The sequence below is a fragment of the Streptomyces sp. NPDC029836 genome (assembly GCF_055574495.1).
Genome location: NZ_JBVHZI010000002.1, coordinates 715,042 through 737,235, shown reverse-complemented (window position 1 = coordinate 737,235; position 22,194 = coordinate 715,042). Strand labels below are relative to the sequence as shown.

Genomic DNA, 22,194 nt, shown 5'->3' with positions numbered 1-22,194 from the left:
GGGAACCTCATGGAGGCGGGCGCTTTGATCATCTTTGCCCTGTTGGTGCTGTTCGCCTTCTTGGGGCTGGGTGCCTGGGCCACGGTGAAGGTGGTGGGCGCGGCGAAGCGCGGCGTGGACCGTACGATCACGCAGGCCCGCCGGACGGTCGAGGACACGACCCTGAAGGCGAAGAGCTTCGGCCAGGTCGGGGTCACGGGGGCACTGGCGCAGCTGCGGCTGGACCTGCGCAACTCCATGCGAGCCACGCAGCAGGCGCTGTACCAGGGCGTGCAGGCGGACAGCTCGCTGAAGGAGTCGATCCACCTCTTCGAGCGGCTCAGCGCCCACGGGTACGAGCTGGACGACGAACTGAAGCGGCTGGAGCACGACCCGGACCGCAAGCGCATCGAGGAGAGCCTCCCGGACCTCCGCGAGCGCACCGCCAAGATCACGCAGGCCGCGGACGCGCTCCGCTGGGCCGCGCGGGATCGTGCCCGCCGGTTCGCGCAGGACGACCTGGACCTGCTGTCGACCCAGATCGGCGTCGAGTCGGACGCGCTGCGCGACTGGTCCCCGGAGTCGGTCGACGAACTGGCCGCCGCCGCGGCCGCGTGGGACGCGCAGCAGGCCGGGGCTGGTGCGCAGGGCGTGCCGGGCGGGCCGGGCGGGCCGGAGGCACAGGGTTCGCAGGCGCCGGCCGGGTGGGCGGCTCGGGAGGGGCGGCCGGAGGCTGCCGCGCTGAACCCGCCCACGCCGCAGGTGCGGTACCCGTGGCAGAAGGCTCCCCGGCCTGAGGCCACCACCTGAGGTGGCCGGTGAGCCGGTGCGGTGAGCCGGTGAGCCGGTGAGCCGGTGAGGTGAGGTGGCCGGTTACGTGGTGGGGCGCGGTGGGTCGGCTGAGGTGGCCGGGCGCGGCGGTTGGCCGCCGTGACCCGGGGCTCGGCGCGTCGTGGTGATGGGCTGAGGTTCGTGGTGGTGGTGAGGCGTGCCCCGGCGCTTTTGGCTCCCGTGGGTGGGGGCTCGGGTCCGTCGTGATGAGGGGCCGGGGCTGACGTACGCGCGGGGCTCGGACATGCTGTTCTTCAGGAGAGCAGGGGCCGGGCTGCCGGATCGCCGCCGGTGGCGGTAACCTCCGGCTCATGTCCCGCCATGTCGCGATCATCACCGATTCCACGGCCTATCTGCCCCCACCGGCGATGGCGCGGCACGGGATCAGTTCCGTCCCCCTGACCGTGGTCCTGGGGGGCGAGGCCCTGGAAGAGGGCACCGAGATCTCGGCCCGCAGCCTTGCCACCGCCCTGCAGAAGCGCCGCTCGGTCACCACCTCCCGGCCGGGCCCGGAGGAGTTCGTACGGGCCTACCGGGCCGCCGCGGACGCCGGTGCGACCGGCATCGTCAGCCTCCACCTCTCCGCCGAGTTCTCCGGCACCTACGACGCCGCCGTGGTGGCGGCGAGGACCGCTCCGGTACCCGTGCGGGTCGTCGACACCGGCATGGTCGCGATGGCCCTCGGCTTCTGCGCCCTCGCCGCCGCCGAGGCGGCCGAGGCGGGCGGTTCCGTCGACGAAGCCGTGGCCGCGGCGGAGAAACGGGCCGCGGAGATGTCGGCGTACTTCTACGTGGACACCCTCGACTACCTACGCCGCGGCGGCCGGATCGGGGCCGCGCAGGCCCTCCTCGGCTCGGCCCTGGCGGTCAAGCCGCTGCTGACGCTGGACGGCGGCCGCATCGAGATGCTGGAGAAGGTGCGTACGGCCTCCAAGGCCATTGCGCGGCTGGAGGAACTGGCCGTCGAGCGGGCGGGTTCGCGCAGTGTCGACGTCGCCGTGCACCACCTGGCGGCGCCCGAGCGCGCCGAGCAACTGGCGCAGCGGCTTCGGGAACGGATCCCGGGGCTGGTCGAGCTGCACGTCAGCGAAGTCGGCGCGGTCATCGGCGCGCATACGGGTCCGGGGCTGTTGGCGGCGGTCGTTTCGCCGCGTTGAGCGTTGGGTGCTGGGTGCTGGGTGCTGGGCGCTGTTGGGGGCGGGGCGGGGCGGGGTCGGGTCCGGAGTCGTGCACGTGCGTTCGGTGCGGGTTGGGCTCGGGGGTCCGTCACCGGAACGGGTGGTCGGGTTATCCACAACGCGACTGATATCCCCTGGAATTGAGGGTTCCGAGCGGGGGTCGGGATTCGTTCCTAACGTCGTGGCATGACTGTGCGAACGCGCTCCTCGCGCCACTCCGTAGCCCTCGGCGCCACCCGTGGCCCCAGCCGGCCCCGCCGTTTCGACGGCCGTCTCCGCGACCGTCGTCGCACCCATCCCGACGCCGACCGCATGCGGCGGCGCGCCGAGGCGCTGCTGTCCGGTGGCGCGGTCGGGGGCGGCCGGGAGACCGGGCGGGCCCCCGATCCGCCACCGCCCGACGTTCGGGAGGGGCCTGACGGGTTCGGCTTGCGCGGGGTGCGGACCGCGGGTGAGGGGCTCGGGCTCGGCGTGGATGCGGAGGGGGTTCGGCCCGCCGTCATCGGTGCGGCGGGGGCGCGGGCCGGAGCGCGGGCTCCGGTGTCGGGTGGATCGGCGGAGGAAGCCGGTGCGCTGAGCGGGGCGGTCGTGCGGCGGCTTGCCGTGCGGGAGCGGCTGCCGGTGTGGGTGCAGGCCCGCTGCGGGGTGGAGCGGCGCACGGTGGCCGCCGTGGCCGTGGTGCTGGCCGTGGCGGTCGGATGCGCCGCCCAGCAGTACTGGTCGGGCCGGCCGCAGCCGGTGACGGCGCCCGCGGTGCTCACCCCGACGCCCGCACCGGCTCCCGGCCCGGCGCCGGGGGCCGTCCCCGCGGTGGCGCCGGGCGGGCGCATCGTGGTGGACGTCGGCGGCAAGGTCCGGGACCCCGGCGTACGGAGGCTGCCCGCCGGTTCACGGGTGGAGGACGCGCTGGCGGCGGCCGGGGGAGTGCGGCCGGGCACCGACACCACCGGGCTCAACCGGGCCCGGATCCTGGTGGACGGCGAACAGGTGCTGGTGGGGGTGGCGTCGCAGCCGCCAATGGCGGGCGCTGCGGGTGCGGGTGCCGGTGGGCGTGCGGGTGCCGGTTCGGGTTCGGGCGTCGTGCCGCTGAGCCTTGCCAGTGCGACCGTCGAGCAGTTGGACGGGCTGCCCGGCGTGGGTCCGGTACTGGCCCGGCACATCATCGACTTCCGTACCGCCCGGGGTGGATTCCGGGCCGTGGAGGAACTCCGTCAGGTCAACGGCATCGGTGAACGCCGCTTCGCCGACCTACGCCCCCTGGTCCGGCCATGAGTCCCCCGGACGGGCGTGGTCCTGAGGGGTACGGGTCCGCCCGGCGTGCTTCAGGCGCCGGGTGTGGCTCGGGTGGGTGCGGTTCGGACGGGGGTGGTGTGGGCGGGTGTGGCTCGGGTGGGTGCGGGGCGTGTGGACCTGGTGAGGGGAGTGGCGGGGGTGCCCCTGGTGGGCGCGTGTCCGGCCGGGTCGGGGTCGTGGGGCGCGTGCGGCGGCCGGCCTTGTCGGTGGAGGCGTCCGGTGGGGCGGAGGGGGCGGGTGGTGCTGCAAGGTTGCGGCGGGGGCGGGGTGGGCCGGTGGATCTGCGGCTCGTGGTGCCGGCGCTCGGCGCTTGGGCGGCGGCGGCCGTGGCCCTAGTGGTTCCGGGGTTCTGGAACGCCGTCGGGGTGGGGGTCGCGGTGGTCGCGGCGGGGGTGCTGCTGGTGTGCGGCGCCCGCGGGCCGCAGCTGTTGCGGGGGGTCGGGGTGACCGCGGCCGCCACCCTGCTCTGCGCGGCCGCGGCGGCGGGCGTGGCCGGGCTGGAGCGGGCCGAGGCGCGGGCGGGACCCTTGCCCCGGCTGGCCGGGGAGCACGCCCGGGTCCTCGTGGAACTCACCGTGGGCACTGACCCCCGATCGGCCCGCGCGGGAACCGGGCCGCCCGTGGTGGTGCTGGACGCGGTGGCCACCCGGGTGACGGGCCCCGACGGGACGGTGAGCCGGATCCGGACCCCGGTGCGGGTGCTCGCCGCGCACCCCGGATGGCTTGGGCTGCAGCCCTCCACCCGGGTCGCGGTGCGGGCCCGCCTCGCGCCGGCCCGGAGCGGGGAACGGGCCGTGGCGTTGGTCCGCCCCGCGGGCGATGTGCCGCCCCGGGTGACGGGCGGCCCGGAGGCCGCGCAGCGCCTCGCCGGGACCCTGCGGGCCGGCCTGCGCGAAGCCACCGACGGCCTCGCGCCGGATGCCAGGGCCCTGCTGCCGGGCCTGGTGGTCGGCGACACCTCCCGGGTCCCGACCGATCTGCACGACGCGTTCAGGGCCACCGACCTGCTGCACCTGCTGGCCGTCTCCGGGGCGAACCTGACCGTCGTGCTGTACCTGCTCATCGGGCCTCCGGCCCGCGCGCAGCACGTCGAGCGGCAGGGGCTCGCGCCCCGCCTGGGGTTGTCGCTGAGGGCCACCGCGTGGTGCGGGGCGGCGCTGACCCTGGCCTTCGTCGTGGTCTGTCGCCCCGAGCCGAGCGTGCTGCGCGCCGCCGCCTGCGGAGGGATCACCCTGCTGGCCCTCGCCACCGGGCGGCGCAGGTCCCTGATCCCCGCGCTGGCCGGGGCCGTCCTGCTGCTGGTGCTGCACGAGCCGTGGCTGGCCCGCAGCCCCGGGTTCCTGTTGTCCGTCCTGGCCACCGGGTCGCTGCTCACCCTCGGGCCCCGCTGGAGCGAGGCCCTGCGGCGGCGGGGGATGCGGCCACGGTTCGCCGACGCGCTGGCGGCCGCCGTCGCGGCGCAGGCCGTGTGCGCCCCCGTCGTGGTCGTGCTCTCCGCCCGGGTGAGCCTCGTCGCCATCCCGTGCAACCTGCTGGCGGAGCTCGCGGCGGGGCCGGCCACGGTGCTGGGCTTCGCGGTCCTCGCCACGGCTCCGTGGTGCATGCCGCTGGCGGAACTGCTGGCGAGGTGCGCGGGCGTGCCCGCCGGGTGGATCGCCGCGGTCGCGCGGGCCGGGGCGGCGCTGCCGGGGGCGGAGCTGCCCTGGCCGGGCGGGCTGGGCGGAGCCGGGCTGCTGGTGGCCGCCACGGTGGTCCTCGTAGGACTCGGCGTCAGGTTCGGCCGGCGGCGGGGCGTGTGCGTCGCCGTCGCCGTGGTGCTGCTGGTCGTGGTGCTACGGCCGCCGTTGCTGATCCGTACGTTCACGGGCTGGCCGCCGCCCGACTGGAGCTACGTACAGTGCGCCGTGGGCCAGGGCGACGCCGCCGTGCTCGCCGTCGGCCCGGGCACCGCCGTCGTGGTGGACACGGGGCCGGAGCCCGGTCCGGTGGACGCCTGCCTGCGGGCCCTGGGTGTGAGTCGCGTCCCACTCCTGCTCCTGACGCACTTTCACGCCGACCACGTGGGAGGGCTCCAGGGGGTGCTGCGGGGTCGGTCCGTGGGTGTGATTCAAACCACCACCGTGCGGGAGCCTCCCGGGCAGGCGGCGTTCGTCGGGCGGGCCGCGGCGGCCGCCGGGGTGCCCGTGACGCAGGCCGTGGCGGGGGAGCGGCGGAGGGCCGGAAGGCTGGAGTGGCAGGTGCTGTGGCCCTCGGCGGCGGGGCCTGCGCCCGAGGGTGCCAACGACGCCAGCGTCGCCCTGCTGGTACGTACCTCCGGATTGACGTTCCTGCTGCTGGGGGACCTGGAACCGCCCTCCCAGGAAGCCCTCTTGAGGGAACATCCCGAGCTGGGACCGGTGGACGTGCTGAAGGTCGCCCACCACGGTTCGGCCCGCCAGGACCCCGCTCTCCACGACCGCGTACGACCGCGGATCGCGATCGTTCCGGTCGGCCCGGACAACCGCTACGGCCACCCCGCGCCGAGCGCGCTGGCCCGGTTGCGGGCCCTCGGGACGACCGTCCTGCGCACCGATACCGACGGTTCGGTCGCGGTTTCCGGCAGCGGCCCCCGGATGCGGGCCTTTCCGGCCGGCCGCCGACGGCGCGGGCTCGGGCATACCGGGGCCGACCATTCTGTTTGCCCACAACCCGGCAGCATGATCGAATGCGTCTTCGCCGGATCGGTCCAGGTCCACACAGCACGGGGGTGCGTCAACCATGTTCGGTCGTCGACGGGGGATGGAGTCGGCCGGAAGCGTCGACTCGCAGAGGACCGCGACGCTCACGCTGCCGCCGACGGCGCGGCTGTTGAGCTGTCGGGTCCTCGACACGGTCCACCAGCCCATTCGGCAAGCCAAGTTCGAGGTCACGGATCCGATCGGCAGACGGGTCGTCAGCGGCGAGACCGACCCGTACGGAGGGTTCACCGCCGCGATGCCGGAGGGCGAGTACCGGCTGGCGGTGACCGCCGAGGGGTACGCGCCGTTCCACGGGGCGATGCTCGTGGGCGACCCGGCGCAGCTCGACACCGCCGAGATCATCCTGGACGCGGTGGAACCGCCGCGGCTGCCGCAGCCGGGGCACTGGGAGCTCGATCCGTCGCACTCCTCGATCGGCTTCGCCGCACGGCACATCGGCTTCGCCCGGATCAACGGCCGCTTCAACACCTTCGCGGGCGCGGTGCGGATCGCGGACCGCATGGAGGAGTCCTCCATGCACGTGATCATCGACGCGACGAGCATCGACACCGGATTGCGCCTACGGGACGACCACCTGCGGTCCGCGGACTTCCTCGACGCCGCCCGGCATCCGACGGTGGAGTTCTACAGCGAGCGGTTCATCCACCGCTCCGGCAGCCGCTGGGCGGTCGCGGGCGCCCTCACCCTCCACGGCGTCAGCCGTTCCGTCACCCTGGACACCCAGTACCTGGGCAACGGCACGGGCCTGGAGGGCGAACCGCGGGCCGCCTGCCGCGCCACGGCCGAACTGAACCGCGAGGACTTCACCCTGAACTGGCAGTCGATGTTGGCGGCCGGGGTCGCGGCGATCGGCGCCAGTGTGGAAGTGGCGCTGGACGTGCAGATCGTCCACAAGGCCTGACGTCGCGTCCCCGCCGCCCGGGCGGGCCCGGCCGGCCGTCAGGGGGCTTCCAGCCAGCCCTCGTACTCGGCGGCGAGGTCGTCCAGGGAACCGGCGTCGAGCCGTTCCCGCGGGTCCTCCACGACCACCAGCCACTGGGCGTCCTCGGCGTCGTCCTCACCGGCGAGGGCGTCGCGCACCAGCTGGGGTTCTTCGGGCAGGCCGAAGCGGTCGACGGCTTCCTGGGCCACCTCTTCGGCGGCGTCGCGGTCCGGGAGGACCAGTACATGTCGCACGTTCACCCGACCATTCTCGGGTACCGGACGCGGGGGACTGTCGGTGCGGCGTGGGATGCTGGAGCCGATGGCCACCAGGAAGAACTCAACCGACGACCTGCTCGCCCCGCTCACCCTCGCGGTGGGGCAGGAGGACCTGCTGCTCGACCGTGTCGTACGGGACGTGGTGACGGCGGCCCGCGCGGCCGACGCCGACACGGACGTCCGGGACCTCACCTCCGACCAGCTCCAGCCCGGCACGCTGGCCGAGCTGACCAGCCCCTCGCTCTTCTCCGAGCGCAAGGTCCTGATCGTGCGCAACGCGCAGGACCTGGGGGCGGACACGGTCAAGGAGGTCAAGGCCTACCTCGGCGCACCGTACGAGGAGATCGCCCTCGTCCTCCTCCACGCGGGAGGCGTCAAGGGCAAGGGCCTGCTCGACGCGGCACGCAAGGCGGGTGCCCGCGAGGTCGCCTGCCCGAAGATGACCAAGGCGGCGGACCGGCTGTCGTTCGTGCGCGGAGAGTTCCGGACGTTGGGGCGCTCCGCGACCCCCGAGGCCTGCCAGACCCTGGTCGACGCCATCGGCAGCGATCTGCGGGAGTTGGCGAGTGCGGCGGCGCAACTGTGCGCGGACGTCGAGGGGACCATCGACGAGGCCGTGGTCGGCCGCTACTACACCGGCCGGGCCGAGGCCTCCAGCTTCACCGTCGCCGACCGGGCCGTGGAGGGGCGGGCCGCGGAAGCGCTCGAAGCGTTGCGCTGGTCCCTGTCCACGGGGGTCGCGCCGGTCCTGATCACCAGCGCGCTGGCCCAGGCGGTCCGGGCGATCGGCAAGCTGGCCTCCGCGCCGCGCGGGGCCCGCCCGGGCGACCTCGCCCGTGACCTCGGCATGCCGCCGTGGAAGATCGACCGGGTCCGGCAGCAGATGCGGGGTTGGTCGGCGGACGCCGTCTCCGACGCGTTGCGTGCGGTGGCCGCGGCGGACGCGGGCGTCAAGGGCGGGGGCGACGACCCCGAGTACGCACTGGAGAAGGCAGTCGTGGCGGTGGCCCGCGCGGCCCGCCCGTCCCGCCAGTAGAGCCCGCGAAGGCATCCGTACCGACCCTGCGGGTTCTGTCGGAGGATCAACGCTGCTCCCGGCCCGGCCCGAGATGACCCGGGCCGGCCCACACGTCCGACGGCCGCAGCCCCACACGGGCGGCCCGCTCCACGGCGCACGCCGCGAGTAGGCCGGCCGAGGGCCGCTCCCGGTAGGCCCCCGGGGCTCGGCCCGTGGGGAGGTGCCGGGCGCCACCGTGAGGGGGCAGCGCGAAGGCCCGCAGTCGGTACCGGCATGCCCCCGGGGCTCGGCCCGTGGGGAGGTGCCGGGCGCCACCGTGGTGGGCAGCGCGAAGGCCCCGGCGGTCCGTCCTGGGGAAGGGCGGAGGCCGGGGCCTTCGGTCACTGCTTGGTTGCGCCGCACCCGCGTGGCGAACGCAGGCCGCGTGCGGCGCGTTGTGCCGGTACGGAGCGGGAGAGAGGGCCCGCTGAGTCCCTACCGGCGATTCACATCGAGAGCTCAGCCCTGGAGGGAGCCAACCTTGGTGGCCAGCGCCGACTTCTTGTTGGCGGCGGCGTTCTTGTGGATGACACCCTTCGAGACAGCCTTGTCGAGCGCACGCGCGGCGGCGCGAGAAGCCACGGTGGCCTTCTCGACGTCACCGGCGACGACGGCCTCGCGGGCCTTGCGGATCGCGGTCTTGAGCGAGGACTTGACGGCCTTGTTGCGCAGGCGCGCCTTCTCGTTCGTCTTGTTCCGCTTGATCTGGGACTTGATGTTCGCCACGAAAGAGCCTTTTCAGGTTCAGAGTTTTGTTCTTCGGATTGCGTCCCGCAGCTGAGAGGGCATACGAGACACAGCTGCCCAGGCTACCAGGCACGCTCCGACCGGCCCAAACCGAGCGCACTGCCCCGTCCATGGGACCATGGGAACCTGCGTACAGATCCCCCATCGCGCCGACGAGGCGACGAGAGCCGAACTTCACTTCGGACAACGCTTCCGACTCCGACCGAGAATCAGGACACTGCGTGCCCGCGATCCCCAGCCACGTGCCCGAGCCGAGCCGTACCGACCCGGCGCTGATCCGCAACTTCTGCATCATCGCGCACATCGACCACGGCAAGTCGACGCTCGCCGACCGGATGCTTCAGCTCACCGGTGTCGTCGACCAGCGGCAGATGCGCGCCCAGTACCTCGACCGCATGGACATCGAGCGTGAGCGCGGCATCACGATCAAGTCGCAGGCGGTCCGTCTGCCCTGGGCGCCCACGGAGGGCGAGGGCAAGGGCACCACGCACATCCTGAACATGATCGACACGCCCGGTCACGTCGACTTCACGTACGAGGTCTCGCGGTCGCTGGCGGCCTGCGAGGGCACGGTCCTGCTCGTGGACGCCGCTCAGGGCATCGAGGCGCAGACCCTCGCCAACCTGTACCTGGCGATGGAGAAGGACCTCGCGATCGTCCCGGTCCTGAACAAGATCGACCTGCCGGCCGCCCAGCCGGAGAAGTTCGCCGAGGAGCTCGCGAACCTGGTCGGCTGCCAGCCGGAGGACGTGCTGCGCGTCTCGGCGAAGACCGGTCTCGGCGTGGACGCGCTGCTCGACAAGATCGTCGCCACGGTGCCCGCCCCGGTCGGCCCCAAGGACGCCCCGGCCCGCGCCATGATCTTCGACTCGGTCTACGACTCGTACCGCGGCGTCGTGACGTACGTCCGTGTCGTCGACGGCCAGCTCAACAAGCGCGAGCGCATCCGGATGATGTCCACCGGCGCCACGCACGAGCTGCTGGAGATCGGCGTCTCCTCCCCGGAGATGACCCCGGCCGACGGCATCGGCGTCGGCGAGGTGGGTTACATCATCACCGGCGTGAAGGACGTCCGTCAGTCCAAGGTCGGTGACACCATCACCAGCCTGCACAACGGCGCGACCGAGGCCCTCGGCGGCTACAAGGACCCGCGTCCGATGGTCTTCTCGGGCCTGTACCCGCTCGACGGTTCGGACTACCCGGACCTGCGCGAGGCGCTGGACAAGCTCCAGCTCAACGACGCCGCGCTGGTCTACGAGCCGGAGACCTCCGCGGCCCTCGGCTTCGGCTTCCGCGTCGGCTTCCTCGGCCTGCTGCACCTGGACGTGGTGCGCGAGCGCCTGGAGCGCGAGTTCGGGCTCGACCTGATCGCCACCGCGCCGAACGTGGTCTACCGCGTGGTCCTGGAGGACGGCAAGGAAGTCACCGTCACCAACCCGAGCGAATTCCCCGAGGGCAAGATCTCGGACGTGTTCGAGCCGGTCGTACGGGCCACCGTGCTCGCGCCCACCGAGTTCATCGGCGCGATCATGGAGCTCTGCCAGACCCGCCGCGGCACGCTGCTCGGCATGGACTACCTCTCCGAGGACCGGGTCGAGATCCGCTACACCCTCCCCCTCGCGGAGATCGTCTTCGACTTCTTCGACCAGCTGAAGTCCAAGACGCGCGGCTACGCCTCCCTCGACTACGAGCCCACCGGCGAGCAGTCCGGCAGCCTCGTCAAGGTCGACATCCTGCTGCACGGCGACAAGGTCGACGCCTTCTCCGCCGTCACCCACAAGGACGCCGCCTACGCCTACGGCGTGCGCCTGGTCGCCAAGCTGCGCGAGCTCATCCCGCGGCAGGCCTTCGAGGTGCCGATCCAGGCCGCGGTCGGCTCCCGCGTCATCGCCCGCGAGACGATCCGAGCCATCCGCAAGGACGTCCTCGCCAAGTGCTACGGCGGTGACATCTCCCGTAAGCGGAAGCTGCTGGAGAAGCAGAAGGAGGGCAAGAAGCGGATGAAGATGGTCGGCTCCGTGGAGGTCCCGCAGGAGGCCTTCATCGCCGTCCTCTCCAGCGACGAGTCCGGCGGCAAGAAGAAGTAGCCGTACCCGCGGCCGCCGCGCGCGGCAGCCAAGGGAACACCAAGGGCGGGTCAAGAAGCGGCATCGCCCAAGTCGTACGAAACGGGCCCACATGCACACGCATGGGGGCCCGTTTCGTTATGAAGCGGCCGCTCGCGGGCTCTTACGTGCCGGGCACGCGGCCTCTAGTCTGATCACTGCCCCATGGTTACTCGCCAGTTCTATTGCGCCAGTCGAACCGCCATCCGCACGGGTGGCGGCTGCACCCCGCCAGCCCAAGCGCCCCACGCCCACGCCCTGCCGCGTGGACCCGGTCCGGAGGATGTCGTGAGCGACACACAGACCATGATCGAGAACCGTCCGCCCTCCGTGGCGGCCCTCTTCCTTGACCGCGTCGCCGCCACGCCGAACAGGGAGGCCTACCGCTTCCCCGTGCCGGCGGCCGGCCCCGAGGGCGGACCCGACGACTGGAAGTCGCTCAGCTGGGGACAGGCCGCGGAACGCGTCTTCGCCATCGCCGCCGGACTCATCGAGCTGGGCATCCAGCCCGAGCAGCGCGTCGCCCTCGCCTCGAACACCCGGGTCGAGTGGATCCTCGCCGACCTCGGTGTGATGTGCGCGGGCGGCGCCGTCACCACGATCTACCCCAGCACCAACGCGGAGGAGTCGGCGTACATCCTCGCGGACTCCGAGAGCCTGGTGCTGATCGCCGAGGACGGCACGCAGCTGGCGAAGGCGCGCGAGCGCCGCGCCGACCTGCCGCACCTCGCCCACGTGGTGGTCGTGGAGGCCGCCGACGCGGTCGCGGTCGACGGTGACCCCGAGGGTTGGGTGCTCTCGCTCGCCGACCTGGAGGCGCGCGGCGCGGAGTACCTCGCCAAGCACCCGGAGGCGGTGAAGCAGCGGATCGCGGACATCACCGCGGACCAGCTCGCCACCCTGATCTACACCTCCGGCACCACCGGCCGGCCCAAGGGCGTACGGCTGCCGCACGACAACTGGTCGTACATGGCCAAGGCCACCGTCGCCACCGGTCTGATCACCGCGGACGACGTCCAGTACCTGTGGCTGCCGCTGGCGCACGTCTTCGGCAAGGTGCTCACCTCCGGCCAGATCGAGGTCGGGCACGTCACCGCCGTCGACGGACGCATCGACAAGATCATCGAGAACCTGCCGATCGTCCAGCCGACCTACATGGCGGCCGTCCCGCGCATCTTCGAGAAGGTCTACAACGGTGTCGCGGCCAAGGCCCGGGCGGGCGGCGGCGCCAAGTACAAGATCTTCCAGTGGGCGGCCGGCGTCTCCCGCGAGTACGCCAAGGTCACCCAGGACAACTTCCGGCGCACCGGCCGGGCGAGCGCCCCCTTCGGCCTCAACACCCAGCACAAGATCGCTGACGCGCTCGTCTACTCCAAGCTCCGCGAAGCCTTCGGCGGCAACCTCCGCGCCGCCGTCTCCGGGGCCTCCGCCCTCGCCCCCGAGATCGGCTACTTCTTCTCCGGCGCCGGCATCCACATCCTGGAGGGCTACGGCCTGACGGAGTCCAGCGCGGCCTCCTTCGTCAACCCCGGCGAGGCCTACCGCACCGGCACCGTCGGCAAGCCGCTCCCCGGCACCGAGGTCCGCATCGCCGACGACGGCGAGGTCATGCTGCGCGGCCCCGGCATCATGCAGGGCTACCACCAGCAGCCCGACAAGACCGCCGAGGTGCTGGAGTCGGACGGCTGGCTGCACACCGGTGACATCGGGGAGCTCTCGCCCGACGGCTACCTGCGCATCACCGACCGGAAGAAGGACCTGATCAAGACCTCGGGCGGCAAGTACGTCGCCCCCGCGGAGATCGAGGGCCAGTTCAAGGGCATCTGCCCCTACGTCTCCAGCATCGTCGTGCACGGCGCCGACCGGAACTTCTGCACCGCGCTGATCGCCCTCGACGAGCCCTCGATCCTGGTCTGGGCCGCCGACAACGGCCTGGAGGGCAAGTCGTACGGGCAGGTCCTGGCCGCGCCGGAGACCGAGCGCCTCATCGAGACGTACGTCCAGACCCTCAACGAGGGCCTCCAGCGCTGGCAGACGGTCAAGAAGTTCCGGCTGCTGCCCCGGGACCTGGACGTCGAGCACGGCGACCTCACGCCCAGCCTCAAGCTGAAGCGCCCGGTCGTCGAGCGCGAGTTCAAGTACCTCATCGAGGAGATGTACGAGGGCTCGCGCGAGGCCTGACACCCGCCCGTCCGGACCCGCCCGCGGCCACCTCGCGGGCGGGATCCCGGGCGCCCCGCCGCCGGCGGGCCGCCCGGGGCGGCGGGTGCGGGACAATGGGGGCATGCCTTCCGCACTCCCCGACGGTGAACCCATGCCCGAAGACGGCTCGCTGCCGTCGCACGCCCTGGTGGGTGCGGGGGACCGGCCGCTCGGGTTCTACCTGCACGTCCCTTACTGCGCCACCCGCTGCGGGTACTGCGACTTCAACACCTACACGGCCACCGAGCTGCGCGGCACCGGCGGCGTGCTCGCCTCCCGGGAGAACTACGCCGACACCCTGATCGACGAGGTCCGCCTCGCCCGCAAGGTGCTCGGCGACGACCCGCGCGCCGTGCGCACCGTCTTCGTGGGCGGCGGCACGCCCACGCTGCTGCCCGCCGGTGATCTCGTACGGATGCTCGCGGCGATCCGCGACGAGTTCGGCCTGGCCGAGGACGCGGAGATCACCACCGAGGCCAACCCCGAATCGGTGCACCCGGCCTACCTCGCCGAACTGCGGGCCGGCGGCTTCAACCGGATCTCCTTCGGCATGCAGAGCGCCAAGCAGCACGTCCTGAAGGTCCTCGACCGCACCCACACGCCCGGGCGCCCCGAGGCGTGCGTGGCGGAGGCCCGGGAAGCCGGCTTCGAGCACGTGAACCTGGATTTGATCTACGGCACCCCCGGGGAGTCCGACGACGACTGGCGGGCCTCCCTGGAGGCCGCGCTGGGCGCCGGGCCCGACCACGTCAGCGCCTACGCCCTGATCGTCGAGGAGGGCACCCAGCTGGCCCGCCGCATCCGCCGCGGCGAGGTCCCCATGACCGACGACGACGTGCACGCCGACCGGTATCTGATCGCGGACTCGGTGATGGCCGACGCGGGCTACCACTGGTACGAGGTGTCGAACTGGGCGACCTCGCCGGCGGGCCGCTGCCTGCACAACGAGCTGTACTGGCGCGGCGCCGACTGGTGGGGCGCCGGACCGGGCGCCCACTCGCACGTCGGCGGGGTCCGCTGGTGGAACGTCAAGCACCCCGGCGCCTACGCGGCCGCCCTCGCCCAGGGCCGCTCCCCGGGCGCGGGGCGCGAACTCCTCTCGGCGGAGGACCGGCGGGTGGAGCGGATCCTGCTGGAGCTGCGCCTCGTGGACGGCGTCCCGCTGACGCTGCTCGCCCCCGCCGGGCTCGCGGCGGCCGGCCGGGCCCTGTCCGACGGCCTGCTGGAACCGGAACCGTACGCGGCCGGCCGGGCGGTGCTGACCCTGCGCGGGCGGCTGCTGGCCGACGCGGTGGTCCGGGACCTGGTCGACTAGCCCGGGCGCGGGGCCGGTCGGCCGGGCGCCGGGCCCGTCGGCCGGGCCCTCAGGGCGCCGTCACGAAGTCGATCAGCTCTTCGACGCGCCCCAGCAGGGCGGGCTCCAGGTCCCGGTACGAGGTCACCCGCGACAGGATGTGCTGCCAGGCGGCCCCGGTGTTCTCCGGCCAGCCCAGCGCACGGCAGATGCCCGTCTTCCAGTCCTGGCCGCGCGGCACCACGGGCCAGGCCGCGATGCCCAGCGCGGACGGCTTCACCGCCTGCCAGACGTCCACGTACGGGTGGCCCACGACCAGCACGTCCGCGCCGGTCACGGCCGCCGCGATCCGGGACTCCTTCGAGCCGGGAACCAGGTGGTCCACCAGGACGCCCAGGCGGGCGTCCGGAGCCGGGTCGAACTCCGCCACCACGGCGGGCAGGTCGTCGACGCCCTCCAAGTACTCCACGACCACGCCCTCGACGCGCAGGTCGTCGCCCCAGACCCGCTCCACGAGCTCCGCGTCGTGCCGGCCCTCGACGTAGATGCGCCCCGCCCGGGCCACCCGGGCCCGGGCCCCGGGGACGGCCACCGAACCCGACGCCGTACGGGCGGGCGCGGCCGGCGCCCGCGCGGCGCGCACCAGGGTCACGGGGGCGCCCTCCAGCAGGAAGCCGGCCGGCTCCAGGGGGAAGGCCCGGCGCTTGCCGAAGCGGTCCTCCAGGGTCACGACGCCGGCCTCGCACTCGACGACCGCGCCGCAGAAGTCGCCGCCGGCGACCTCGACCACCAGGCCGGGATCGGCCGGCACCTGGGGCACAGCCCGGGGGCGCTTCCACTGCGGGGTCAGGTCGGGGGAGTACTCGCGCATCCGGCCGAGCGTAGGAGAGCCGCGCCGATCACGCCTCCGACACGCCGAACCTGGCCGCCAGTGTGGCGCGTTGCTCACGTACGAAGCCGGCCGTGACCAGCGCTCCGTGACCCGGCACGTACACGGCGTCGTCCCCGCCCAGCGACAGCAGCCGGTCCAGGGCGGCGGGCCACTGCCCGGGAACCGCGTCCCGGCCCGCCTGGGGCTCGCCCGACTCCTCGACGAGGTCCCCGCAGAACACCACCTCGCGCTCGCCCGGCACGAAGACGGTCAGGTCGTACTGCGAGTGCGCGGGCCCCAGATTGGCCAGCAGCACCTGCACCCCGCCCAGCTCCAACGTCCACTCGCCCGACACCAGGTGCCGCGGCGCCCGCAACAGCTCCGCCGCCTCGGCCGCGTCCTGCGGCGCCAGCCCGTTGCGCACCGCGCTCGCCCGCAGCTCCTCGCGGCCCTTGGCGGACGCCAGCAGCCGCTCCAGGCCGACCGCGCCGAAGACCTCGGCCTCCGGGAAGGCCGGCGCACCCATGACGTGGTCGAAATGTCCGTGTGTGAATGCGATATGGGTCACGCGGCGCCCCGTCAGCCGCTCCGCCTCGGCGCCCACCTCGGCGCCCTCCCGGACCGAGGAACCCGGGTCGATCAGGAGGACCGACTCGTCCCCCACCACCAGTCCCACCGTGCAGTCCCACACCGGAAGGCGGCGCCGACCGGCCCGTCCGGTCAGTCGTTCCCAGCCCGCCTCTTCCCAACGTACGTCCATGGCGCGACGCTACCCTGACGGGCCGCCCTTGCCCCGCTCGTACCACCCGGCCGTACACTGACCGGGGGATCTCTGGCACTCGCCCGCCCGGAGTGCCAACAACGGTCGATCGAGCCGGACCGAAGCAGGGCCGAAGATCGACCGAAGCAGGACCACAGCCCGACCACAGCCCGACCGAGACCGACCGATACGACCGCTTCCGGAGGTGTGCGCGATGCTCAGTGAACGCAGGCTCGAAGTGCTGCGCGCCATCGTCCAGGACTACGTCGGGACGGAGGAACCGGTCGGTTCCAAGGCGCTCACCGAGCGGCACCGCCTCGGCGTCTCCCCGGCGACCGTGCGCAACGACATGGCCGTGCTGGAGGAGGAGGGCTACATCGCCCAACCCCACACCAGCGCCGGTCGGATCCCCACGGACAAGGGCTACCGCCTCTTCGTCGACAAACTGGCGGGGGTCAAACCGCTGTCGACGCCCGAGCGCAGGGCCATCCAGAACTTCCTCGACGGGGCCGTCGACCTCGACGACGTGGTGGGCCGCACGGTGCGCCTGCTGGCGCAGCTCACCCGCCAGGTCGCCGTCGTCCAGTACCCGTCCCTGACCCGCTCCACCGTCCGGCACGTCGAGCTGCTCTCCCTGGCCCCGGCCCGGCTGATGCTCGTGGTGATCACGGACACCGGGCGGGTCGAGCAGCGGCTCGTGGACTGCCAGACGCCCTTCGGGGAGACCTCCCTGGCCGACCTGCGGGCGCGGCTCAACAGTCGGGTCGTCGGCCGTCGGTTCACCGACGTGCCGCAGCTCGTGCAGGACCTTCCGGAGTCGTTCGAGACCGAGGACCGAGCGACGGTCAAGGCCGTCCTCGACACCCTCCTCGAAACGCTGGAGGAGGAGGCGGAGGAGCGGCTGATGATCGGCGGCACCGCCAACCTCACCCGCTTCGGACATGATTTTCCCTTGACGATCAGGCCGGTGCTCGAAGCGCTGGAGGAGCACGTCGTGCTGCTCAAGCTGCTCGGCGAGGCAGGGGAGTCGGGGATGGCGGTACGGATCGGTCACGAGAACGCCTACGAGGGGCTCAACTCCACGTCGGTCGTCTCCGTCGGCTACGGTTCGGGCGGCGAGGCAGTCGCCAAACTCGGCGTGGTCGGACCGACCCGCATGGACTACCCCGGAACGATGGGAGCGGTACGCGCAGTGGCACGTTACGTCGGACAGATCCTGGCGGAGTCGTAAGTGGCCACGGACTACTACGCCGTACTCGGCGTGCGCCGCGACGCATCGCAGGACGAGATCAAGAAGGCGTTCCGGCGGCTCGCCCGCGAGCTGCACCCGGACGTCAATCCCGATCCCAAGACGCAAGAGCGCTTCAAGGAGATCAACGCCGCCTACGAGGTCCTCTCGGACCCGCAGAAGAAGCAGGTCCACGACCTCGGCGGGGACCCCCTCTCCGCCGGCGGCGGTGGCGGCGCGGGCGGCTTCGGAGCCGGTGGCTTCGGCAACTTCTCGGACATCATGGACGCCTTCTTCGGCCAGTCCCAGCAGCGCGGACCGCGCTCGCGGACCCGCCGCGGCCAGGACGCCATGATCCGCCTGGAGCTGGAACTGGACGAGGCGGCCTTCGGGACCACCAAGCCCATCCAGGTCGACACGGCCATCGTCTGCACCACCTGCTCCGGTGAGGGCGCCGCACCCGGCACCTCCGCGCAGACGTGCGACATGTGCCGCGGTCGCGGCGAGGTCTCGCAGGTCACCCGGTCCTTCCTGGGCCAGGTCATGACCTCGCGCCCCTGCCCCCAGTGCCAGGGCTTCGGCACCGTGGTCCCCACCCCGTGCACCGAGTGCGCGGGCGACGGCCGGGTCCGGTCCCGCCGCAACCTGACGGTCAAGATCCCCGCCGGCGTCGAGAACGGCACCCGGATCCAGCTCGCGGGCGAGGGCGAGGTCGGCCCCGGCGGCGGCCCCGCCGGCGACCTCTACGTGGAGATCCACGAGCTGCCCCACCCGACCTTCCAGCGGCGCGGCGACGACCTGCACTGCACGGTCACCATCCCGATGACCGCGGCCTCCCTGGGCACCAAGTGCCCGCTGGAGACCCTGGACGGCATGGAGGAGATCGACATCCGGCCCGGCACCCAGTCCGGCCAGTCGATCCCGCTGCACGGGCGCGGCGTCACGCACCTGCGCGGCGGCGGCCGCGGCGACCTCATCGTCCACGTCGAGGTGACCACCCCGAGCAAGCTGGACGCCCCGCAGGAGGAACTGCTGCGCCAGCTGGCCAAGCTGCGCGGCGAGGAGCGGCCCACGGGGCAGTTCGCGCCCGGCCAGCAGGGTCTGTTCAGCCGTCTGAAGGACGCGTTCAACGGCCGCTGAGCGGCCCGCGACACCGCCGCAGGAGCCCGGCCCGGGTCACCCCGGACCGGGCTCCCGCGCGTTCGCGCAGGCCCGAACGGGCCGGGCGGGAAGGGGACTATGCCAGGCGAATGCCGTGATTCGGTCCGGTGGTCGGGACGTGGCACGATGCAGTCCATGTCCTCCGCACCGAACGGTCTCTCCCGGTACCCGATCGTGCAGGCTCCCATGGCGGGCGGCGCCTCCTGCCCGCCCCTGGCGGCCGCCGTGTGCGAGGCCGGCGGGCTGGGCTTCCTCGCCGGCGGCTACAAGACCGCCGACGGCATGTACCAGGAGATCAAGCAGACGCGCGGGCTCACCCGCCGCCCCTTCGGCGTGAACCTCTTCATGCCGCAGACCGGCTACGTCGAGCCGGCCGCCGTCGAGGCCTACCGAGGGCAGCTCGCCGGCGAGGCCAGCTGGTACGAGGTCTCCCTCGCCGAGGAGGACATCATCGGGACCTGCGACGACGGCTACGACGCCAAACTCGCCATTCTCCTCGACGACCCCGTTCCCGTCGTCTCCTTCACCTTCGGCTGCCCCGCGCCCGCCGTGTTCACCCGGCTGCGCAACGCCGGCACCTACGGCATCGTCACCGTCACCTCCGTCGACGAGGCCCGCGCCGCGCAGGAAGCCGGCGCCGACGCCCTCTGCGTCCAGGGCGTCGAGGCCGGCGGCCACCAGGGCACCCACCGCGACGACCCGCAGATCGACGGCACCGCCGGCGTGGGCCTGCTCGCCCTGGTCACCCAGGTACGGGAAGCGGTCACCCTGCCCCTCATCGCCTCGGGCGGCCTCATGCGCGGCGCGCAGATCGCCGCCCTCCTCGCCGCCGGCGCGGAGGCGGCGCAGCTCGGCACCGCCTTCCTCGCCTGCCCCGAGTCGGGCGCGCACCCGCTGCACAAGAAGGCCCTGACGGACCCCCTGTTCGCCCACACCGAACTCACCCGGGCGTTCTCGGGCCGGCCGGCCCGGGGCCTGGTCAACCGGTTCATGCGCGAGCACGGACCGTACGCCCCCGCCGCCTACCCGCAGATCCACCACATGACCTCCGGGCTGCGCAAGGCGGCCGCCGCCGCCGGCGACCCGCAGGGCATGTCCCTGTGGGCCGGCCAGGGACACCGAATGGCACGGACGATGCCGGCCGGCGACCTGGTGGAACTACTGACGGCCGAACTGGCCGAGGCACAGAGCACGTTGAAGATGTTGCACCCGAGGAGAGCGTCATGACGGCCCCCGTGTTCGTGGTCGAAGAGGTCCCCGCGGGGCCCGAGTTCGTACTGGACGGCCCCGAGGGCCGGCACGCCGTGTCCGTGAAGCGACTGAACCCGGGCGAGGAACTCGTCCTCACCGACGGCCGCGGCCGCTGGGCCGAGGCCGTCGTGAAGTCCGCCGAGGGCAAGGACCGGCTCGTCGTCTCCCTCTCCGAGGTGTCCGAGGAAGCCGAACCGGCCGTCCGCATCACGGTCGTCCAGGCCCTGCCCAAGGGCGACCGGGGCGAGGTCGCCGTCGAGACGATGACGGAGACCGGCGTCGACGCGATCGTCCCCTGGCAGGCCTCGCGCTGCATCACCCAGTGGCGCGGCGACCGCGGCGCCAAGTCGCTGGCCAAGTGGCGGGCCACCGCCCGGGAATCCGGCAAGCAGTCCCGCCGCGTCCGCTTCCCCGAGGTCGCCGAGGCGCTCTCCACGAAACAGGTCGCCGCGCTGCTCGCCGAGGCCGACCTGGCCATGGTGCTCCACGAGGACCGCGACGCCGCCTCCGACGCCCTCGCCACGGCCCCGCTGCCGGAATCGGGCTCCGTCGTCCTGGTCGTCGGCCCCGAGGGCGGCGTCTCGCCCGAGGAACTGGCCGCCTTCGCGCAGGCGGGCGCCCGGCCCCACCGGCTGGGCCGCAGCGTCCTGCGCACCTCCACCGCGGGCACGGCCGCGACCGCCGTCCTGCTGGCGCGCACCGGCCGCTGGTCCTGAGCCGCCGCCCCCGCCGGGGCGGCCGGGCTCCGGTGGATCTCCGGCGGACCGAGCCTTCCGCGGCGCCGGGGGCGGCTACGATGCCCGGACCGATCAACGTCACGGGAGGCGCAGCAATGGCCGGGGAACCGCAGGCGGACTGCCTGTTCTGCAAGATCGTCGCGGGCGCCGTCCCGGCGACCGTGGTCCGGGAGACCGCGACGACCATCGCCTTCCGGGACGTCAACCCGCAGGCACCGACCCACGTCCTGGTCATCCCCAAGGCGCACTACCCCGACGCCGCCTCCCTCGCGGCCGGCGCGCCGGCCCTCGCCGCCGACGTACTGGCCGAGGCCGGCCGGGTCGCCGCCGACGAGAAGATCGAGGAGCACGGCTACCGGATCGTCCTCAACACGGGCGCCGGCGCCGGCCAGACCGTCTTCCACGCGCACGCGCACGTGCTCGGTGGCCGCGGCCTCGAATGGCCCCCGGGATAAGTCGTGTCCGTACGCGAATTCGTGGTGCTCGGCACCGCCAGCCAGGTCCCCACGCGGCACCGCAACCACAACGGCTACCTGCTGCGCTGGGACGGCGAGGGCATCCTCTTCGACCCGGGCGAGGGCACGCAGCGCCAGATGCTGCGCGCCGGGGTCGCCGCGCACGACATCAACCGGATCTGCGTCACGCACTTCCACGGTGACCACAGCCTCGGCCTGGCCGGGGTGATCCAGCGCATCAACCTGGACCAGGTCCCGCACCCGGTCACCGCGCACTACCCGGCCTCCGGGCAGAAGTTCTTCGACCGGCTCCGGTACGCGACGGCCTACCGGGAGACGGTGGCGCTCGCCGAGGAGCCCGTCTCGCGGGACGGGGTGCTCGCACGGGGGCCCTCGTACGTCCTGGAAGCACGACTGCTCTCGCACCCGGTGGAGTCCTTCGGCTACCGGATCACCGAGCCGGACGGGCGTCGGATGGTGCCGGAGCTGCTCGCGCGGCACGGGATCAAGGGGCCGGACGTGGGGCGGATCCAGCGCGAGGGCCGGCTGGGCGGGGTCGGTCTCGACGACGTCAGCGAGCACCGGGCCGGTCAGCGGTTCGCCTTCGTCATGGACACCCGGCTGTGCTCCGGGGTGGACGAGCTGGCGCGGGGCTGCGACATGTTGGTGATCGAGTCGACGTTCCTGGAGGCCGACGAGCGGCTCGCCACCGACCACGGCCACCTCACCGCGGGGCAGGCGGCGCGGGTGGCGCGCGACGCGGGCGTCCGGCACCTGGTCCTGACGCACTTCTCGCAGCGGTACTCCGACCCCTCGGCATTCGAGCGGGAGGCGCGGGCGGCGGGGTTCGAGGGCGAGCTGACGATCGCGGCGGACCTGGTGACGGTGGCGGTACCGAAGCGCCCCTGACGGGGCGCCCGGGCCGCGCGAGGCGGGTGTCGCCCGGAGCGGCGATCCGGCGGTGAGGTGCGTCACACTGGGTTCGGCTCTGCCGGGCGGGACGGCGCCGGCAGTTTTCCGGCGCCCGTCAGGGCTTTTCACCCGCGACCCACGAGGAGAAACGACACTTCGCAGACCCGGCCGGAGCCGGCCGGACCGTCCGCACCC

The 22,194-nt window shown here is 73.2% G+C and carries 18 protein-coding genes and 1 pseudogene; 15 read left to right on the top strand and 4 right to left on the bottom strand.

Annotated features, from left to right (window positions below; translation table 11 throughout):
• Positions 1–9 precede the first annotated feature (9 nt).
• From ACZ4XJ_RS09130 to ACZ4XJ_RS09110, 5 genes and pseudogenes are all read left to right on the top strand, one after another.
• Entirely contained in the window at positions 10–789 is a 780-nt protein-coding gene (locus ACZ4XJ_RS09130; protein WP_468495749.1) for a hypothetical protein, read from the top strand.
• Between the two features lie 332 nt (positions 790–1,121).
• Positions 1,122–1,967, top strand: a complete 846-nt coding sequence (locus ACZ4XJ_RS09125; RefSeq protein ID WP_468495748.1) for a DegV family protein — start codon at positions 1,122–1,124, stop codon at positions 1,965–1,967.
• A 207-nt stretch (positions 1,968–2,174) separates the two neighbouring features.
• Positions 2,175–3,260 (top strand): ComEA family DNA-binding protein, encoded by a 1,086-nt coding sequence (locus ACZ4XJ_RS09120; protein WP_468495747.1) that lies wholly within the window; start codon positions 2,175–2,177, stop codon positions 3,258–3,260.
• A gap of 272 nt (positions 3,261–3,532) precedes the next feature.
• Positions 3,533–5,902: pseudogene (locus tag ACZ4XJ_RS09115) on the top strand (ComEC/Rec2 family competence protein); the annotation flags it as partial.
• Between the two features lie 136 nt (positions 5,903–6,038).
• Positions 6,039–6,920: a YceI family protein gene (locus tag ACZ4XJ_RS09110; RefSeq protein ID WP_468495746.1), complete on the top strand. Its 882-nt coding sequence runs from the start codon at positions 6,039–6,041 to the stop codon at positions 6,918–6,920.
• A 38-nt stretch (positions 6,921–6,958) separates the two neighbouring features.
• Here the strand turns inward: ACZ4XJ_RS09110 and ACZ4XJ_RS09105 are convergent, their stop codons facing one another.
• Positions 6,959–7,201: a hypothetical protein gene (locus ACZ4XJ_RS09105; protein ID WP_281206795.1), complete on the bottom strand. Its 243-nt coding sequence runs from the start codon at positions 7,199–7,201 to the stop codon at positions 6,959–6,961.
• Between the two features lie 61 nt (positions 7,202–7,262).
• Here ACZ4XJ_RS09105 and holA point away from each other — a divergent pair, with 61 nt between their 5' ends.
• Positions 7,263–8,255: a DNA polymerase III subunit delta gene (gene holA, locus ACZ4XJ_RS09100; protein ID WP_362876775.1), complete on the top strand. Its 993-nt coding sequence runs from the start codon at positions 7,263–7,265 to the stop codon at positions 8,253–8,255.
• A gap of 480 nt (positions 8,256–8,735) precedes the next feature.
• Here holA and rpsT read toward each other — a convergent pair whose 3' ends face one another.
• Positions 8,736–9,002, bottom strand: coding sequence for a 30S ribosomal protein S20 (gene rpsT, locus ACZ4XJ_RS09095; protein WP_362876774.1), 267 nt, complete (start codon positions 9,000–9,002; stop codon positions 8,736–8,738).
• 242 nt (positions 9,003–9,244) lie between these two features.
• Here rpsT and lepA point away from each other — a divergent pair, with 242 nt between their 5' ends.
• From lepA to hemW, 3 genes are all read left to right on the top strand, one after another.
• Positions 9,245–11,110, top strand: coding sequence for a translation elongation factor 4 (lepA, locus tag ACZ4XJ_RS09090; RefSeq protein WP_362876773.1), 1,866 nt, complete (start codon positions 9,245–9,247; stop codon positions 11,108–11,110).
• 306 nt (positions 11,111–11,416) lie between these two features.
• A complete protein-coding gene (locus ACZ4XJ_RS09085) occupies positions 11,417–13,309 on the top strand; it encodes an AMP-dependent synthetase/ligase (RefSeq protein WP_362876772.1) in 1,893 nt (630 codons plus the stop codon).
• A gap of 103 nt (positions 13,310–13,412) precedes the next feature.
• Positions 13,413–14,645, top strand: coding sequence for a radical SAM family heme chaperone HemW (gene hemW, locus ACZ4XJ_RS09080; RefSeq protein ID WP_468495745.1), 1,233 nt, complete (start codon positions 13,413–13,415; stop codon positions 14,643–14,645).
• Positions 14,646–14,694: 49 nt separating this feature from the next.
• Here the strand turns inward: hemW and ACZ4XJ_RS09075 are convergent, their stop codons facing one another.
• Together ACZ4XJ_RS09075 and ACZ4XJ_RS09070 are read right to left on the bottom strand one after the other, a co-directional pair.
• Positions 14,695–15,495 (bottom strand): DUF3097 domain-containing protein, encoded by an 801-nt coding sequence (locus ACZ4XJ_RS09075; RefSeq protein WP_468495744.1) that lies wholly within the window; start codon positions 15,493–15,495, stop codon positions 14,695–14,697.
• A 28-nt stretch (positions 15,496–15,523) separates the two neighbouring features.
• The gene (locus tag ACZ4XJ_RS09070) at positions 15,524–16,255 is read right to left on the bottom strand and encodes an MBL fold metallo-hydrolase (protein ID WP_468495743.1); all 732 of its coding nucleotides are present in this window, start codon (positions 16,253–16,255) and stop codon (positions 15,524–15,526) included.
• 214 nt (positions 16,256–16,469) lie between these two features.
• Here ACZ4XJ_RS09070 and hrcA point away from each other — a divergent pair, with 214 nt between their 5' ends.
• From hrcA to ACZ4XJ_RS09040, 6 genes are all read left to right on the top strand, one after another.
• Positions 16,470–17,486 carry a heat-inducible transcriptional repressor HrcA gene (hrcA, locus tag ACZ4XJ_RS09065; protein ID WP_362876768.1) on the top strand — a complete coding sequence of 339 codons (1,017 nt, stop codon included), beginning with the start codon at positions 16,470–16,472 and terminating at the stop codon, positions 17,484–17,486.
• A complete protein-coding gene (gene dnaJ, locus ACZ4XJ_RS09060; protein WP_362876767.1) occupies positions 17,487–18,623 on the top strand; it encodes a molecular chaperone DnaJ in 1,137 nt (378 codons plus the stop codon). It abuts the gene before it with no gap.
• A gap of 156 nt (positions 18,624–18,779) precedes the next feature.
• Positions 18,780–19,871 (top strand): nitronate monooxygenase, encoded by a 1,092-nt coding sequence (locus ACZ4XJ_RS09055; RefSeq protein WP_468495742.1) that lies wholly within the window; start codon positions 18,780–18,782, stop codon positions 19,869–19,871.
• The gene (locus ACZ4XJ_RS09050) at positions 19,868–20,611 is read left to right on the top strand and encodes a 16S rRNA (uracil(1498)-N(3))-methyltransferase (protein ID WP_362876765.1); all 744 of its coding nucleotides are present in this window, start codon (positions 19,868–19,870) and stop codon (positions 20,609–20,611) included. Before ACZ4XJ_RS09055 ends, ACZ4XJ_RS09050 begins: the two co-directional genes overlap by 4 nt.
• 116 nt (positions 20,612–20,727) lie before the next feature.
• On the top strand, positions 20,728–21,087 hold the full coding sequence (locus ACZ4XJ_RS09045; protein WP_468495741.1) for a histidine triad nucleotide-binding protein: 360 nt from the start codon (positions 20,728–20,730) through the stop codon (positions 21,085–21,087).
• Positions 21,088–21,090: 3 nt separating this feature from the next.
• On the top strand, positions 21,091–21,996 hold the full coding sequence (locus tag ACZ4XJ_RS09040) for a ribonuclease Z (protein WP_362876763.1): 906 nt from the start codon (positions 21,091–21,093) through the stop codon (positions 21,994–21,996).
• Positions 21,997–22,194: the final 198 nt, after the last annotated feature.

Excerpts from the sequence above, each read along its gene's own strand:
- ACZ4XJ_RS09130 (WP_468495749.1), top strand. The coding sequence starts at position 10 with ATGGAGGCGGGCGCTTTGATCATCTTTGCCCTGTTGGTGCTGTTCGCC.
- ACZ4XJ_RS09125 (WP_468495748.1), top strand. The coding sequence starts at position 1,122 with ATGTCCCGCCATGTCGCGATCATCACCGATTCCACGGCCTATCTGCCC.
- ACZ4XJ_RS09120 (WP_468495747.1), top strand. The coding sequence starts at position 2,175 with ATGACTGTGCGAACGCGCTCCTCGCGCCACTCCGTAGCCCTCGGCGCC.
- ACZ4XJ_RS09110 (WP_468495746.1), top strand. The coding sequence starts at position 6,039 with ATGTTCGGTCGTCGACGGGGGATGGAGTCGGCCGGAAGCGTCGACTCG.
- holA (WP_362876775.1), top strand. The coding sequence starts at position 7,263 with ATGGCCACCAGGAAGAACTCAACCGACGACCTGCTCGCCCCGCTCACC.
- hemW (WP_468495745.1), top strand. The coding sequence starts at position 13,413 with ATGCCTTCCGCACTCCCCGACGGTGAACCCATGCCCGAAGACGGCTCG.
- ACZ4XJ_RS09075 (WP_468495744.1), bottom strand. The coding sequence starts at position 15,495 with ATGCGCGAGTACTCCCCCGACCTGACCCCGCAGTGGAAGCGCCCCCGG.
- ACZ4XJ_RS09070 (WP_468495743.1), bottom strand. The coding sequence starts at position 16,255 with ATGGACGTACGTTGGGAAGAGGCGGGCTGGGAACGACTGACCGGACGG.
- hrcA (WP_362876768.1), top strand. The coding sequence starts at position 16,470 with ATGCTCAGTGAACGCAGGCTCGAAGTGCTGCGCGCCATCGTCCAGGAC.
- ACZ4XJ_RS09055 (WP_468495742.1), top strand. The coding sequence starts at position 18,780 with ATGTCCTCCGCACCGAACGGTCTCTCCCGGTACCCGATCGTGCAGGCT.
- ACZ4XJ_RS09050 (WP_362876765.1), top strand. The coding sequence starts at position 19,868 with ATGACGGCCCCCGTGTTCGTGGTCGAAGAGGTCCCCGCGGGGCCCGAG.
- ACZ4XJ_RS09045 (WP_468495741.1), top strand. The coding sequence starts at position 20,728 with ATGGCCGGGGAACCGCAGGCGGACTGCCTGTTCTGCAAGATCGTCGCG.